The sequence below is a fragment of the Haloferax sp. SDI50 genome (genome assembly GCF_059802635.1).
Map to the genome: position 1 here is coordinate 483,888 of NZ_JBPULL010000001.1, position 14,665 is coordinate 498,552.

A 14,665-nucleotide genomic window follows, 5' to 3' on the forward strand; every position below is an offset into this window, starting at 1 on the left:
GACGCGACCGTGCCCTCCGATACACCCGACGCCGACGGTTCCGACGACCGGAGTCCCGACGCCGCCCCCGACGCTGACATCCCCGACACCGCCTCCGACACCGACATCCCCGACGCCGCCCCCGACACCGACATCCCCAACGACGAGCGCGAGGCGCTGTTGACCATCGGTCACGGCGCGGTCGTCGCCTCCGGCGGGCAATCGCTCCAGCGGGCGCTGACGACGGCGACCGAGTACGCGCTCGCGCAGGGCCTCGGCCCGGTCACCTACGGCGTCTACGCGTTCGCGTGGCGCATCTCGCAACTCCTGTTTCGCCTCGTGAACTTCGGGTCGGTCGGAACGCTCCAGCGGTATCTCTCCGCGGACGACGACGACCCCGAGCGACGGGGGCGAGTGGTGGCACTGGCGTATCTCACGACTCTCGCGGTCGGGCTCGGACTCGCCGGCGGATTGGTGCTCACGAGCGGGCGGCTCAACGACGCGACGGTCTCGCACCCCGACTTCCCGTCGACGATACACCTGTTCGCGGCGCTGGTCGTCCTCGTCGGCGTGGTGCGGATTCACGCCGGCGTCCTCAGAGCCGTGCAGTCGGCCCGCGGCGAGGCGCTTTTCAATCGCGTCCTCCGCCCGGCGGTCAAACTGGTCGGTGCCGCGGGTGCGATGGCGCTCGGGTACTCGCTGGTCGGCGTCGCCGCCGCGTTCGTCGTCGGCATGGCCGGACTCGCGGTACTCGGCTTTCCGATGGTCGTCTCGGCGAGCGGCATCCGACCGTCCGTCGGCGGCCTGCGCTCCGAGGCCCGGCGGTTCTACAACCACTCCGCGCCCATCGCGCTGAGCAGCCTCGGCAAGGTGTTCCAGAACCGCGTCGACGTGATGCTCGTCGGCTTCCTCCTGACCGCGACGGCGGCGGGCGTCTACAACGTCGTGCTCGTGTTGGTGACGCTGGCGTGGATTCCGCTGCTCTCGTTCAATATGCTCCTGCCGCCGGTCGCGTCGGGGCTCTACGCCGACGACGAGATGGAGACGCTCAACGCGGTGTACTCGGCGGTGACGCGGCTTATCGTCACCTGCGTCGTTCCGATTCTCGCCGTGCTCGCGGTGTACGGGCGGTCGATTCTCTCCGTGTTCGGCCCGAACTTCACCGCGGGCTACGTTCCGCTCGTGGTCTACCTCGGCGGCGTGCTGGTCGGCAGCGCCGTCGGCGCGACGGGGTGGCTGCTCATGATGACCGACCACCAGTACGCCCGGATGGCGCTCGACTGGCTTCTGGCCGTCCTCAATACGCTCCTCACGTTCGCGTTCGTCCGGGCGTTCGGCCTCGCCGGCGCGGCGCTGGGCACGGCCGTCGCCATCGCCGTCCAGAACTCGGTTCAGGTCGTTCTCCTGCGGCGCTTCGAGGGGCTGTGGCCCTTCGACGCGACGTTTCTCAAACCCCTCGGCGCGGGCGTCGCCGCGGCCGGCGTCATGCTCCTCGTCCGCGAGACGCTGGTCGGAGCCGGGACCGGCGGACTCGTCGTCGTCGCCGGCGCGGCGCTGGGCCTGGTGACGTACGTGGGCGCGCTCGTCGCCCTCGGCGTCAACGACCGTGACCGACTCGTGGTGACGGCGTTGGCCGCCCGCTACCGCCGGGCGATACTCGTGGCTCTCGGTGGACGGTCCGGTACGTTCGGGGACCGATAGCGGTCGCTCGCGGGGGTTCTGATTCGTCACACTCGCGGGTCGAACCGACGACTGGCGACTGGCGAGCGTCGAAGCAGTCGCTGGCCGAGAGAAGGTGTCGCCCAGAACACTAACGGCCGGTCTCATCCCGAGGCGGCGTGCCGCGTCGACCGGGAAACCCTCGTGCCGGGCGGTCCGTCTTTCGGGCGCGGACGTTCCGAAGTACGCCGGCGTCAGCCGGCCAGTAGCTGTTGCGCACCCGGGTTCGCCGTGCTGTCATCGCTCCCGAAGCGGGAACACTCGGCCGGGGACTTGAGGTACGCACCCGACCCTAGCGCGCCGGGGGTAAAACGAGTTCCGACCGGCGGGCGTCGTCGCCGGCGAAGAAGACGGCTCGAAGTCGGACGACCTGCCCGTCGACGCGGACGTAGTAGCGGCGGTCCTCCGACTTGTCGACCGACGGGAGCGCGTCGAGGTCCGCGCGGAGGGCGTCGTAGTCGCTCAGACAGTCCGTGACGCTGGACTCGCGCGGGTGGCCCTCGGCGGCCGCCTCGACCACCTTCAGCACCCACGGGCTGTTTGCGACCCGCGGGTCGGCGGCGTCGACGACGGTCGCCTCCTCGGGTGCCGTTCCGACCAGTTCCGCCCGGAGGAAGATTTCGGCCGACGAACAGCCTCGAAGCGACGAACAGCCCGCGAGCGCGCCGGTCAGTCCGACGCCGACGGCGACGGCTCCGCGGCGGAGCAGCTGACGCCGAGAGGGTCGACCGGCCATCGACTAACAGAGATTCGGAGAAACCGATAACTCTTCGGTCGGCTACAACGCGTACTCGTCTTCGCGCAGTTGGACGTACTTGCCCTTGCGGTACTTCATCTTCGTTCGCTTGTACTGCGTGGCGAGTTTGGCGGCGCTGAACCCGGCGCTGAGCTTCGAGGCCCCGAACGCCTTGTAGCCCTCGTCCTTTTCGAGGAGTTTCCGGGCCGCCTTGAACGTCTTGTCCCACTGGGCGGGGCCGTAGTCGTGGACGATTTCGGCCATGGCGACGTTGCGGAGAATCTCGTCGCCGATGGCGTCCTTCCAGCGCTCGTTGTAGTCGCTCAGGTCGCCCTCGGCGGCGAGTTCGCCGGCGATGGCCCCCGTCCGGACGGCGACGTGGTCGCCGCCCTCGTGGAAGGCGGAGGTCGCGCCCATCGCGCCGCCCGTGACGGCGATGCCGGCTTTCGCGGGCGAGTCGATGGGTCGCGTCGAGGAGATGGCGTACGTCTCGGTTCCCTTCGTCTTCCCGCGGTCCTCGACAAGCGGGAAGTCCTCGTCGATGTCGTACTCGTCGCCGTACTCCTGTTCGAGGAGGCGGCGGACGTACTCCCGGCCCTGCGGGATGCGCTCGTCGTCCTCGCGGAGGAGCGCGTACGCATCGCGGTCGTCGACCTCGTCGATATCGAGGCCGATGGGCATCGTGAGACCGACCCGGCAGACGTTGTTGTCGTTCGGGAACACCCACGGGTACGCCGTGTGGCCGGGCATGTAGCCCCACCAGAACTTGATCGCGCCGTCGACCTCGTCGAACAGTTCCGGCGGGAACTCGCGGTGCTCCTGATAGGCGATGTGGTTCGCCTCGGTGGACGACAGCCGGTCCGTGATGGGGAACGGAAGCAGGTCGTCGAGCACCTTGTTCGTGACCGTCCGCTGGGGGCCGTCGGCGAGGACGACGAACTCCGCGCCCACGTCCTCGCCGTTGGCGAGGCGGACGACGTGGCGGGGGTCGTCGCCGGCGTCGAGGTCGGTCTCCACGTCGCGCACGGAGGCTTTCACGCGGTACTCCGCGCCGGCGTCTTCGGCGCGACTGCGGAGCCAGTCGTCGAACTTCGCGCGGTGGAAGGTGTAGCCGAACTCGTCGTACGAGGAGTCGATACCGGTGCTTCGAAGCGTCAGCGACTCGTTCGGCCCGATGAACTCCGCGCGGTCGAGGATATCGAGCACGATGTCGTCGGGGAACTCGTCGGGGTGGATGCCCATGATGTCCACCCAGTAGTCGAGGATACCGGCCGCGTCCGTCGAATCGGGCCCGAGGCCCGGTCGGTCTGCTCGGGGGACACCCTTTTCGAGGACCACGGCGGAGGCCCCGGCCGAGGCCGCGGCGTGTGCCGCCGACGTGCCGGCCGGACCGCCGCCGATGATGGCGACATCTACGCGTTCCATACCGTTACAGCACTTTGCTCGGGTATTAAACCCCCTGAACCGACGCGGCGTCCAACGATTTCGAGACCGCGCGCCTGAGAGCCGTTCGCCCCGTTTTCCGGCGCGTGGCGCGACCGCGACACCGACGCGCCGCCGCTCAGCCACGCTCCGAGGACGACGCCCCGACGGCCTCCGCATCGCGCCCGATGATACGAGCAGAGATAATTTCGAGAAAACAAACATCTCAGTAGTTGCTATCGGTTTTGTCGGAGAATACCAACTAAATACCGCGTCTGATAACTAGAGACGGAGGTTTATAGCGGAGACCGCGGTAGCTCCGAGTCAATGACCGCAGACGAGCCGGACGAACCGCGAGAGCCCGTCGTGTTCCGCGACGAGACGGGCGACCTCGTCTTCGTCGACGGCGGCCCCGCCCCACAGGGGTATGCGCCCGTTGCGTGGAAACTCGGTGAAGACGGTTCTCGGTTCGTCGTCGACCCGACGGTCGATGCGGTCGCGGTCACCCGAACGATTTCGAAACGTCGCCCGCGGCGGCGCGAGCCCATCGAGTGAGCGGCCCCCCGCCCCGCTTTGCCCCGCCCGAATCGGACAGATTCATCACCGCCTTCGAGAATCATCGAGCATGTCCGATCCAGATATCGCGGTGCTTCGGCAGAAGATTCACGGCCTATCTGCCGAGGCGTACGCCGAAACGCTCCGCGAGCGCCTCCCCGACCGCGAGGTCGCCCTCGCAACGACGCCCGCCGAGGAGCGTGACCTCCTCTCTCGCGTCCAAGTCGCGACCGGGTTCGACGTGGGCGAAGCCGACCTCGACGCCGCCGAGAACCTCGACCTGTTCGCCTGCGTGTTCGCCGGCACGGGTCACCTCCCCATCGAGGCGTTCGAGGCCCGCGACGTGGCCGTCACCAACGCCTCCGGCGTCCACGGCCCGAACATCGCCGAGCAGGTTCTCGGCAGCCTCCTCTACTTCGCCCGCCGCTTCCACGTCGCGGAGCGACAGAAGGAGGCGAACGTCTGGCAGTCGTACCCGACGGTCGAACTGCAAGGCTCGACGGTCGCCGTCGTCGGCCTCGGCGCGCTCGGTGAGGCCGTCGTCGACCGGCTCGACCCGTTCGGCGTCGAGACCGTCGGCGTGCGCTACTCGCCGGAGAAGGGCGGCCCGACCGACGAGGTCGTCGGCTTCGACGACGAACAGGGCCTCCACGACGCCTTCGCCCGCGCCGACTACGTCGTCATCGCGTGCCCGCTGACCGACGCCACTCGCGGCCTCGTCGACACCGACGCGTTCGCGTCGATGGCTCCCGACACGGTCCTCGTCAACGTCGGCCGCGGCCCGGTCGTCGATACCGACGCACTCGTCTCCCAACTCCGGAGCAACGGCATCCGCGGGGCCGCCCTCGACGTGACCGACCCCGAACCGCTCCCCGCGGACCACCCGCTTTGGGAGTTCGAAAACGTCCTCATCACGCCCCACAACGCCGGCCACACCCCGAAGTACTGGGAGCGCATGGCCGACATCATCGCCGAGAACCTCGACAAACTGGACGCCGGCGACGACGACCTGCGGAACCGCGTGGCCTAAGTCGAGCAGAACTACGCCGGCGACCCCGCGGGCGCGGAGTCGGTGACATCGCAGATGCGGAGTCGGTGACGCCGCGACCGGATTCCGCACCGAAACTGTCAACTCGATAGCTGCTGTCGACTGCGCCGTGCAGTTCTCCTCGTGGCGGTGGAACCGAATTCTCGCCTTCTTCGGCGGTCTCGGACTCCTCGTGTTCGCCCCGTGGCCGGCGCTTTCGCCCGCCCTCCCGGCGTGGACGATAGACGTGCTTCGGTCCGTCCCGTTCGGCCTGTGCGTCTACGGGTTCACCGAACAGCCGCGAAAAGTGATTGCGATGGTTCCGGTCGGAACCGCGCTCGGAATCGGACTCCTCGCCTTGTTCCGGGCGTCCGGCGTGCACCTGTTCTGACGCCGGACGGCGGCGTCCGCGTCGCGGGAGTCGCCGCGGCGACTCGCCGTTATTCGTCGCGCGTGAGCGCCGGGTTCGTCACCGCGCCGTTCGCGGCGGAACCGAAGTCGCGGGCGTACTTCGCCAGCACGCCGGAGGTGTACGCCGGCGGCTTGGGTTCCCAGTCTTCTTTCCGCGCTTCGAGTTCCTCGTCTGTGAGGTCCACGGAGAGTTCGCGGTTCGGGATGTCGACGGTCACCTCGTCGCCGTCTTCGAGGAGGCCGATGGGGCCGCCCTCGGCCGCCTCGGGGGCGACGTGGCCCACCATCGGGCCGCGCGTCGCGCCGGAGAACCGGCCGTCGGTGAGAAGCGCCACGTCGTCCTCGTGGCCCTGTCCGACCACGGCGGCGGTGACGCCGAGCATCTCGCGCATGCCGGGGCCGCCGCGCGGTCCCTCGTTTCGGATGGCGATGACGTCGCCTTCCTCGATGTGACCCTCCTGCACGTAGCGCATCGCGTCCTCCTCGTTCTCGAAGACGCGGGCGGGACCGGTGTGGTGAAAGGCGTCGTCGCCGGTCACCTTCAGCACCGCGCCGTCGGGCGCGAGGTTGCCGGTGAGAATCTTGATTGCGCCCTCGTCCTGATACGGCTCGTCGACCGTGTAGAGGAAGTCCGCTTCGAGGTCGTCGACGTCCGGGAGGTCGAGGTGGTCGAGCTCCTCGGCGATGGTGCGGCCGGTGACGGTCATCGCGTCGCCGTGGAACAGGCCGGCCTCGACGAGGCGGCGGATGACGACCGGGATGCCGCCGATTTCGTGGAGGTCGTTCATGACGCGCGTGCCGCCGGGCTGGAGGTTGGCGATTTTCGGCGTGCGCCGGGAAATCTCGTTGAACTCCTCGATATCGAGGTCGACGCCGGCCTCGGCGGCCAGCGCGAGCAGGTGGAGCACGGCGTTGGTTGACCCGCCGGTGGCGACCTGCAGGGTGATGGCGTTCTCGAAGGACTTCTTCGAGAGGATGTCGGAGGGGCGGCGGTCGTTCTCCACGCAGTCGAGGACGACCTCGCCGGCGCGGCGGGCGTTCTCGTAGCGCTCGTCGGACTCGGCGGGCGCGGAGGCCGACCCGAGGGGGGCCATCCCGAGCGCCTCGGAGATGGAGGCCATCGTGTTGGCGGTGAACATCCCGCCGCAGGAGCCCGCGCCGGGGCAGGCGTGGCGTTCGAGGTCGTCGAGTTCGTCGGCGCTCATGTCGCCTTCGGCGTAGGTGCCGACGCCCTCGAAGACGTTCTGGACGGTCACTTCGCGGCCCTCGTGCTGGCCGGGCATGATGGAGCCGCCGTAAAGGAAGACGGAGGGAAGGTCCGTTCGGATGGCGGCCATCATCATCCCGGGGAGGTTCTTGTCGCAGCCGGCGACGGTGACGAGCGCGTCCATGCGCTCGCCGAAGGAGACGAGTTCGACGGAGTCGGCGATGACCTCGCGGGAGATGAGCGAGGCCTTCATGCCTTCCGTCCCCATGGAGATGGCGTCGGAGATGGTGACGGTCCCGAACTCGATGGGCATCCCGCCCGCGGCGTCGATGCCCTCGATTGCCGCGTCGGCAACGTCGTCGAGGTGGACGTTACACGGGGTGATGTCGGCGGCGGGGTTCGGCACGCCGACCATCGGCGACGAGAAGTCCTCGTCGTCGAAGCCCATGGCGCGGAACATCGCACGGTGCGGGGCCTTGTCGGGACCCTCAGTGACCTCCGTGCTGCGGAGGTTCGGGTCCTTACCGCTGGAGAACACGTCGTCCGGGTCCTCCTCGCGTGGGGACTGCTGGCTCATACCTCTTCGGAGCGCGTGCGCGAACTTAAATGGCCGCGACTGGGCAGACGTTGCAGTCGGATTCGCCCGACGACCCCCGATTCTGTGGGCGTTTTCCTACTCCGCGTCGCGCCGCGCCAGTCCGGTGAGATGCGGCGCTTCCGGGACGATTATCTCCGCGGTCCCGAGTCGGGCGGCGTTCTCGCTCCCCGGCAGACAGAACGTCGGCATCCCGTCGACGACGCCCGCGGTGGCTCGGGTGCCGACGACCTTGGTGCCGATGTCGTCGTACGAGAGCCGCCGGAACAGTTCACCGAAGCCGGGAAGCGTCTTCTCGAACAACTGCGTCGCCGCCTCGACGGTTCGGTCGTCGGGCGTGACGCCCGTTCCGCCGGTTGTGACCGTCACGTCGACGTCGCCGCGGTCGGCCATCCGCGCGACCGCGGTCTGTATCTCGTCGTAGTCGTCGTCGACGACCCGACGGACCGACACCGAGTGGCCCGCCTCGTGGAGCAGTTCCGCTATCGCGTCGCCCGCGGGGTCGTCGTCGACGTCGCGGGTCGAGGAAATCGTCAGCACCGCCGCTTCGAGGTCGTCGACGTCGTGGTGGTGATGGTCGCGGCTGTGGCTGTGGTCGTCGTCGTGGTGGTGATGGTCGTGGTCGTCGTCGCCGTCCCCCTCGCCGTGGTGCTGGTCGCGGCCGTGGTCGTCGGCCCCGTGGTGCTGGTCGTGGTCGCTCACGGCCGCAGCTTCGTCGTCTGGCGATAAAATTCCCGCGTCGCCGGGCGCTCGTCGGTCTGCGGCTGCCGGTTCACGGACACTCCGCTTCGGAGGGCGCGGCTCACCCGTCGTCTGTGACTTCGTCGAGCGAGTCGAGCGTCAGGCGGTCCGCGTTCTCGCGGAGCGCTTCGAACTGCGCTGTGGCCCACTGGACGGCGGCTTCGGTGTCGTTGCGGGCGACCCCGCCGACGCCCGTGTCGGTGTAGACGACGAGTCCCGCCTCCGCTTCGGTCACCCAGAGACCGAACCGGAACGGGACTTCCCCGCGGTAGAGCGTCACCGAGTCGTGTCGGAGCTGGTCGGCGATGACCGCGTGCGAGTCCGGGGCGGCGGCGAGTCGGTCGAACAGCTCGTCGGCGATAACCATCTCGACGACCGTCCCGCCCTCGGTGGCGGTCTCGTAGAACGGGCGAAGCTGGCCGACGAGCGCGACCGGGGCGACGCCGTAGACTCGCTCCGCGTCCTCGACGCTCGAAAACAGCTCCTGAATCGCGCTGTCCGGGATGTCCGGCGTCGACGTGTGGACCGTCGCGCCCGTCAGAAACGCGGGGTCGAGCGGCGCGTCGGCCGGCAGCATCGACAGGAGGTCCCGAGCCGCGCGGACGCCGCGGAGCGAGTCGAGACACTCGTCGTACGCGCCGAGCGCGCACCGGCCGACGCAGGTCAGCCGATACCGACCCTCGGCGCGCTCGGCGAGGCCGGCGTCGAGCAGTTCGCGGACGACGCGGTCGACCGTCGACCGCGAGGTGTCGAGGTCGTCCGCGAGGCCGCGCTTGTCTCGCGGTCGCTCCGCGAGCGCCCGGATGAACGACGACCGCCTCACAAGGAGGTGCGAAAGCTGTGCTGAAGTCTCGTCTCCGTTCACGTACCTGGTACTCCTTCGAACGGCCCCGGACGCCTGCCGATTCCGCTGTTCGGCCCGCCGAGACCCGTCGGCGGGTGCGGCTTCCAAACCCGACTGTGTTGGGAACGCTGCGTCGTATATATCTTCGCACCGATATGATTTGAATCCACGATATTCGTTGGCTGTCGAAAAATAGGAAAGACAATCGGCGTAAAAACACACTTTAGTTCCTGCCCATCGTCGGTCGGGCCGAGATGAAAGCGGTCCAATTCACGGAACACGGCGACCGAGACGTCCTCGAATACGGCGACTTCCCGGACCCGGAAGTCGGTCCCGACGAGGTCCTCGTCGACGTGAAGGCGGCGTCGCTCAACCACCTCGACATCTGGACGCGGCGCGGCCTTCCGGGCGTCGAGTTGGAGATGCCGCACATCCCCGGCAGCGACATGGCCGGCGTCGTCACCGAGGTCGGCGAGCGCGTGACTCGGTTCGAGGCGGGCGACCGCGTCGCGCTCATCGCGGGGGTCGCCGGCGGCGGCGACGAGTTCTCCCGGAAGGGCGACCCGACGCTCGCGCCGGACTTCCACATCATCGGTGAACACGTCCGCGGCGTCCACGCCGAGTTCGCGGCGATTCCCGAGGAGAACCTCGTGCCCGTCCCCGAGGGCGTGCCGTGGGAGGTCGCCGGCTCCGCGTCGCTCGTCTTCCAGACCGCGTGGCGGATGCTCGTCGACCGCGGCGAACTCCGCCCCGGCGAGAAAGTGCTCGTCCTCGGCGCGTCCGGCGGCGTCGGCCACGCTGCCGTCCAAATCGCCGACTACGCGGGCGCTGAGGTGTACGCGACCGCCTCCACCGACGAGAAACTGGAGTACGCCGAGGAGTGCGGCGCGGACCACGTCATCAACTACGAGGAAGACGACTTCTCGAAGGAGATTCAGAAGCTCACGGACGGCCGCGGCGTCGACATGGTCGTCGACCACATCGGCGAGGCGACCTACAAGCAGTCGCTCAAGAGCCTCGTCAAGGGCGGCCGGGTCGTCACCTGCGGAGCGACCACCGGCCCCGACCCTGGTGCGGGCCTCAACTACATCTTCTGGAACCAGCTTTCGGTCATCGGCTCGACGATGGCGACGCCCGGCGAGGCCGACGAGGTGCTCGACCTCGTCTGGGACGGCACCTTCGAACCCCGCATCCGCGAGACGCTCCCCATGAGCGAAATCGACCGCGCGCACGAGCTCATCGAGGAGCGACAGGGCTTTGGCAAGGTGGTCGTAATCCCCGATAGTGAGCTCTGACACCACGGCTCGGGAGGACGCGACCGCCGAGTCCGACACCTACGTCCACCGACCCGACGGCGTCGCGGTCGGCGGCTCCGGTTCTGACTCGGAACCGGAGGCGACCGGCTTCGGCAGTCGCGGCTGGGTGCTCGTCGGCGTCGTCGCGCTCTGTTTCCTCGTCATCCCCGGCGCGGTGTACCTCGTACCGTCGCTGCCGGCGATGGCCGGCCTGCCGTACCTCGCGGCCATGCTGGCCCTGCCGATGCTCCCGGCGCTCGCGCTCGGCCTCGTCGCCGTCTGGTCGATGACCGCGGCGACTCGCGGCGACGACTGAACCGTCCGTAACCGGCCCGTTTTCACGACCGATTCTCCCCCACTAGCGCCGCGTTCTCGTCTGCCGGTGCCGGCTTCTGTCTCCGATTCTCGACGGTGGAATTGCGTGTCGATATAAATGGTTCCGACAAGGCTTATCACTGCTTGTGGTTGACATTCACACGCACAGATGTTCGAACGCTTCTCCAGCAGTTACTTCCTCGGCCGGTTGTACGTCGAACCGTACGACGGGGCCGAGGCGGCGATTCACCGAACGGAACACGAGCGACTCAACGAGTGCGTCTACACGGACGGCCGCGGCGTCGAGCGAGTCGACTACCCGCTCGTGATGAAACTCGACACGGCCCACTTCCCGGTCGTCGGCGACGACGGCGTTCCCTCGGGGACGCTCGCGCTCCCCCGAGACGCCGTGGACTCCGACGCGCTCCCGGACGACCGACCGGTGCTTCTCGCCGACGCCCCGCGAGCCGCCGAGTTGCTCCGGTACGCCGGCTACGACCCCGACGACCTCGCACCCGGCGGCCCCGGCGGCTCCGGCCCCGACCGACCCGACGACAGGCTGGCCTGAGTCGCCCCGCCGCCGTCGTCGCGCTGGCGGAACGCCCGCCGCGCGCCTCGTCCCCGCGTCCGAACGCTCAAGTGGTCGGCCCGCACGCGTCCGTGTATGCTGGACGAGTTGTTGGGTCGAGCCGAACTCAAAGCGCGCATCGCCGAGTTGGAAGACGAACGCGACGCGTTAGCCGGGCGTCTGGAGGGCGAGTCCGAGCGGCGAGCGGAGGCGGCCCGCGCGCGACAGGAAGCCGAGGCGGAGGTCAACCGCCTCGAAGACCGCATCACCGAACTCGAAGACCGCGTCGAGCGCCTCTCGGGCGACGACGACTCGCTGGACTTCCACGGGACCGAGGACCTCCGCGGCGACCGCCTCCGCGAGGTGCTGTCCCGGCTGGACTCGCTTTCGACCGACGCGGAGGGCGCGCTCACCGCCGCGGTCACCGACGACCGCTCGCTCCCTTCGACCGCCGAGTCCGCGTTCGGCGACTGCGCCCCGCTCGTCCGCCGGGCCGCGCCCTGCGTCGCGCTCACCGACGACGCCGGAGTGGTGAGCGTCGCGCTCTCGCCGCCCCGCCAGCCCGACGACTTCGACCGCTGGAGCGACGGCTTCGACCTCGACCCGGCGTGGTTCCACCCGACCGAGACCACCGCCGTCGCGCTCGTCCGCGGCGACCTGTTCGCCTTCGGCCGCTACGAGGACGGCGACCTCGAATTCGTCGAGGGCTTCGAGAGCGACGTGAAATCGGCCCACTCGAAGGGCGGGTTCTCGCAGGCGCGCTTCGAGCGCATCCGCGAGGGCCAAATCGACGACCACCTCGACCGCTGTCACGAGGCGCTCGACGAGTTCCTCGGCGGCGATGCCGACGCGGGCGAGAGAGCCGCCGGCGACGCCGACCTCGTCGTCCTCGGCGAGCGGACCGTCCTCGGTGAGTTCCGCGACCGAGCCGCGCTGACCGCGACCGTCGACGCCAGCGGCGACCCCGAGACGGCGCTCACGGAGGCGTCCAGAGAGTTCTGGACCACGCGGCTCTACCGGCTCTGAGCCGGCGGCGACGCCGCGGATGTTCGCCCGCGACTCTCCGATTACGCCGAAGACACGCGGACGATTCGGCGGCGCGACCCGGCAGTCGCCGCCGAATCGCCTCCCCTTTTAGGGTGGCACGTAGTGACACCCTGTATGAACGACCCACAGCGAGTCGTCGTCCTCGCACACGAGAAGTTCCCCGACCGCGCGAAGACCGCCACGGGCGTCCTGAAGTACGCCGACTACGACGTGGTGGCCGTCCTCGACCGCGACAACCCCGGCACCTCCGCCGCCGACCACCGCCGGGACCTCCCCGACGTGCCAGTCGTCGCCTCGATGGCCGACGCGCCCGACGCCGACGCCCTCCTCGTCGGCATCTCGCCCATCGGCGGCGCGTTCGACGAGACGTGGCGCGACGACGTTCGCACCGCCCTCGAACGCGGCTGCGACCTCATCTCCGGTCTCCACTACTTCCTCGCCGAAGACGAGGAGTTCGCCCGCCTCGCCGACGAACACGGCTGCGACATCAACGACGTCCGCAAGCCCCACGACGGCCTCGGGGTCGCCCAGGGCAAATCCGCCGACGTGGACGCCGAAGTCGTCCTCACCGTCGGCACCGACTGCTCGGTCGGCAAGATGACCGCGACGCTCGAACTCGTCGAGGCCGCCCGCGAGCGCGGCATCGACGCGGGTTTCATCCCGACCGGCCAGACCGGCATCATGATTGCCGGCTGGGGTAACCCCGTCGACCGCGTCGTCAGCGACTTCACCGCCGGCGCGGTCGAGGAGATGATTCTGGAGAAAGGCGACGAACACGACGTGCTGTTCGTCGAGGGCCAGGGGAGCATCGTCCACCCGGCGTACTCGGCGGTCACCTGCGGCATCCTCCACGGCGCGATGGCCGACAAACTCGTCCTCTGTCACGAGGCCACCCGGGAGGCGATTCACGGCTACGAGGAGTTCGCCCTGCCCGACCTCTCGGAGTACGTCTCGCTGTACGAGAACCTCGCGGACCCCGTCCACGAGGCCGACGTGGTCGCCGGGATGCTCAACACCTCCCACGTCGACGACGACGTGGAGGCGGCCGAGGCCGTCGACGCCTTCGCGGACGAACTCGGCGTCCCCGCGGTCGACCCCGTGCGGTTCGGCTCGGCCGACCTCGTCGACGAGGTGTTCTAGATGCTCGCGACCGAGTTCGAGCGCGTCTCGATGTCGCTCGCGGAGCCGTTCGGCATCGCCCGCGGCGTCCAGACCGACGCCGAGAACGTCGTCGTCCGCATCGAGGACGAAGGCGGCATGACGGGCGTCGGCGCGGCCGCCCCGTCGTCGCACTACGGCGAGACAGCCGACACCGTCGAGGCCGTGCTTCCCGACCTGCTGTCTGTGGTCGAGGCGGTCGGGGACGCCCACGCCATCGACCGCATCGAGCGCGAGATGGCCGAGACGGTCCGCCGCAATCCCGCCGCGCGGACCGCCGTGAGCATCGCGCTGCACGACCTCGCGGCCAAGCGCCTCGGCGTCCCGCTGTACCGCCTCTGGGGGCTCGACCCCTCGCGGACGCCCACCTCGTCGTACACCGTCGGTCTCGACGACCTCGACACGATGCGCGAGAAGACCGCCGAGGCCTACGAGGCCGGCTACGACGTGCTCAAGGTCAAACTCGGCACCGACCGCGACAGAGCTATCATCGAGGCCGTCCGCGACGAAGCTCCCGGCGTGACCATCCGCGTCGACGCCAACGAGGCGTGGACGCCTCGCGAGGCCGTCGAGATGACCACGTTCCTCGCGGACCACGGCGTCGAGTTCGTCGAACAGCCGGTCCCCGCCGAGGACCACGAGGGCCTGAAGTTCGTCTACGACCGCGGCGCGCTCCCCATCGCAGCCGACGAGTCCTGCATCACCGCCGCCGACATCCCGCGCATCGCTGACCGCGTCGATATCGCGAACCTCAAGCTGATGAAGTGCGGCGGCCTCACGGAGGCGAAACGCGCCATCCACGCCGCCCGCGCCCACGGGCTGGAGGTCATGCTCGGCTGCATGATAGAGTCGAACGCCGCCATCGCGGCGGGCTGTCACCTCGCGCCGCTGCTCGACTACGCCGACCTCGACGGCTCGCTCCTCCTCGCGGACGACCCCTACGAGGGCGTCCCGATGCCGAACGGCGAAATCGACCTCGACGCGCTCGACCGACCGGGAACCGGCGCGCAGCGTCGGTAAGGCGGGCGCGGTAACGCGGCGACGCG

15 protein-coding genes are annotated in these 14,665 nt (G+C 69.2%); 10 read left to right on the forward strand and 5 right to left on the reverse strand.

Features of this window, described 5'->3' with window-relative positions; genetic code table 11:
* Nucleotides 1–9: 9 nt before the first annotated feature.
* Entirely contained in the window at nucleotides 10–1,680 is a 1,671-nt protein-coding gene (locus tag ACSR87_RS02525; RefSeq protein WP_498529378.1) for a lipopolysaccharide biosynthesis protein, read from the forward strand.
* A 310-nt stretch (nucleotides 1,681–1,990) separates the two neighbouring features.
* On the opposite strand, the gene ACSR87_RS02530 is transcribed toward ACSR87_RS02525, so the two are convergent.
* Together ACSR87_RS02530 and ACSR87_RS02535 are read right to left on the reverse strand one after the other, a co-directional pair.
* Entirely contained in the window at nucleotides 1,991–2,434 is a 444-nt protein-coding gene (locus ACSR87_RS02530; RefSeq protein ID WP_498529379.1) for a Tat pathway signal protein, read from the reverse strand.
* Between the two features lie 42 nt (nucleotides 2,435–2,476).
* Complete coding sequence (locus tag ACSR87_RS02535) at nucleotides 2,477–3,859, reverse strand: NAD(P)/FAD-dependent oxidoreductase (protein ID WP_498529380.1); 1,383 nt, start codon at nucleotides 3,857–3,859, stop codon at nucleotides 2,477–2,479.
* Nucleotides 3,860–4,183: 324 nt separating this feature from the next.
* Between ACSR87_RS02535 and ACSR87_RS02540 the strand changes: the two genes are divergently transcribed.
* From ACSR87_RS02540 to ACSR87_RS02550, 3 genes are all read left to right on the forward strand, one after another.
* A complete protein-coding gene (locus ACSR87_RS02540) occupies nucleotides 4,184–4,411 on the forward strand; it encodes a hypothetical protein (RefSeq protein ID WP_004042773.1) in 228 nt (75 codons plus the stop codon).
* 70 nt (nucleotides 4,412–4,481) lie between these two features.
* Entirely contained in the window at nucleotides 4,482–5,441 is a 960-nt protein-coding gene (locus tag ACSR87_RS02545) for a D-2-hydroxyacid dehydrogenase (RefSeq protein ID WP_498529381.1), read from the forward strand.
* 127 nt (nucleotides 5,442–5,568) lie between these two features.
* A complete protein-coding gene (locus tag ACSR87_RS02550; protein WP_498529382.1) occupies nucleotides 5,569–5,829 on the forward strand; it encodes a hypothetical protein in 261 nt (86 codons plus the stop codon).
* Nucleotides 5,830–5,878: 49 nt separating this feature from the next.
* Here the strand turns inward: ACSR87_RS02550 and ilvD are convergent, their stop codons facing one another.
* The 3 genes from ilvD to ACSR87_RS02565 form a co-directional block, all read right to left on the reverse strand.
* Nucleotides 5,879–7,633, reverse strand: a complete 1,755-nt coding sequence (ilvD, locus tag ACSR87_RS02555; RefSeq protein WP_498529383.1) for a dihydroxy-acid dehydratase — start codon at nucleotides 7,631–7,633, stop codon at nucleotides 5,879–5,881.
* A 96-nt stretch (nucleotides 7,634–7,729) separates the two neighbouring features.
* Nucleotides 7,730–8,353, reverse strand: coding sequence for a MogA/MoaB family molybdenum cofactor biosynthesis protein (locus tag ACSR87_RS02560; protein WP_498529384.1), 624 nt, complete (start codon nucleotides 8,351–8,353; stop codon nucleotides 7,730–7,732).
* A gap of 100 nt (nucleotides 8,354–8,453) precedes the next feature.
* The gene (locus ACSR87_RS02565; RefSeq protein ID WP_115802840.1) at nucleotides 8,454–9,257 is read right to left on the reverse strand and encodes a helix-turn-helix transcriptional regulator; all 804 of its coding nucleotides are present in this window, start codon (nucleotides 9,255–9,257) and stop codon (nucleotides 8,454–8,456) included.
* Between the two features lie 233 nt (nucleotides 9,258–9,490).
* Between ACSR87_RS02565 and ACSR87_RS02570 the strand changes: the two genes are divergently transcribed.
* From ACSR87_RS02570 to ACSR87_RS02595, 6 genes are all read left to right on the forward strand, one after another.
* On the forward strand, nucleotides 9,491–10,531 hold the full coding sequence (locus ACSR87_RS02570) for a zinc-binding dehydrogenase (protein ID WP_498529385.1): 1,041 nt from the start codon (nucleotides 9,491–9,493) through the stop codon (nucleotides 10,529–10,531).
* A complete protein-coding gene (locus tag ACSR87_RS02575) occupies nucleotides 10,521–10,847 on the forward strand; it encodes a DUF7977 family protein (RefSeq protein ID WP_498529386.1) in 327 nt (108 codons plus the stop codon). The genes ACSR87_RS02570 and ACSR87_RS02575 overlap by 11 nt, the downstream gene beginning before the upstream one ends.
* Nucleotides 10,848–11,015: 168 nt before the next feature.
* Complete coding sequence (locus ACSR87_RS02580) at nucleotides 11,016–11,414, forward strand: DUF5802 family protein (protein WP_004062338.1); 399 nt, start codon at nucleotides 11,016–11,018, stop codon at nucleotides 11,412–11,414.
* A 96-nt stretch (nucleotides 11,415–11,510) separates the two neighbouring features.
* On the forward strand, nucleotides 11,511–12,440 hold the full coding sequence (locus ACSR87_RS02585) for a Vms1/Ankzf1 family peptidyl-tRNA hydrolase (RefSeq protein ID WP_498529387.1): 930 nt from the start codon (nucleotides 11,511–11,513) through the stop codon (nucleotides 12,438–12,440).
* A gap of 135 nt (nucleotides 12,441–12,575) precedes the next feature.
* A complete protein-coding gene (locus ACSR87_RS02590) occupies nucleotides 12,576–13,601 on the forward strand; it encodes an N-acetyltransferase DgcN family protein (RefSeq protein WP_498529388.1) in 1,026 nt (341 codons plus the stop codon).
* Nucleotides 13,602–14,639, forward strand: coding sequence for a dipeptide epimerase (locus tag ACSR87_RS02595; protein WP_498529389.1), 1,038 nt, complete (start codon nucleotides 13,602–13,604; stop codon nucleotides 14,637–14,639).
* Nucleotides 14,640–14,665: the final 26 nt, after the last annotated feature.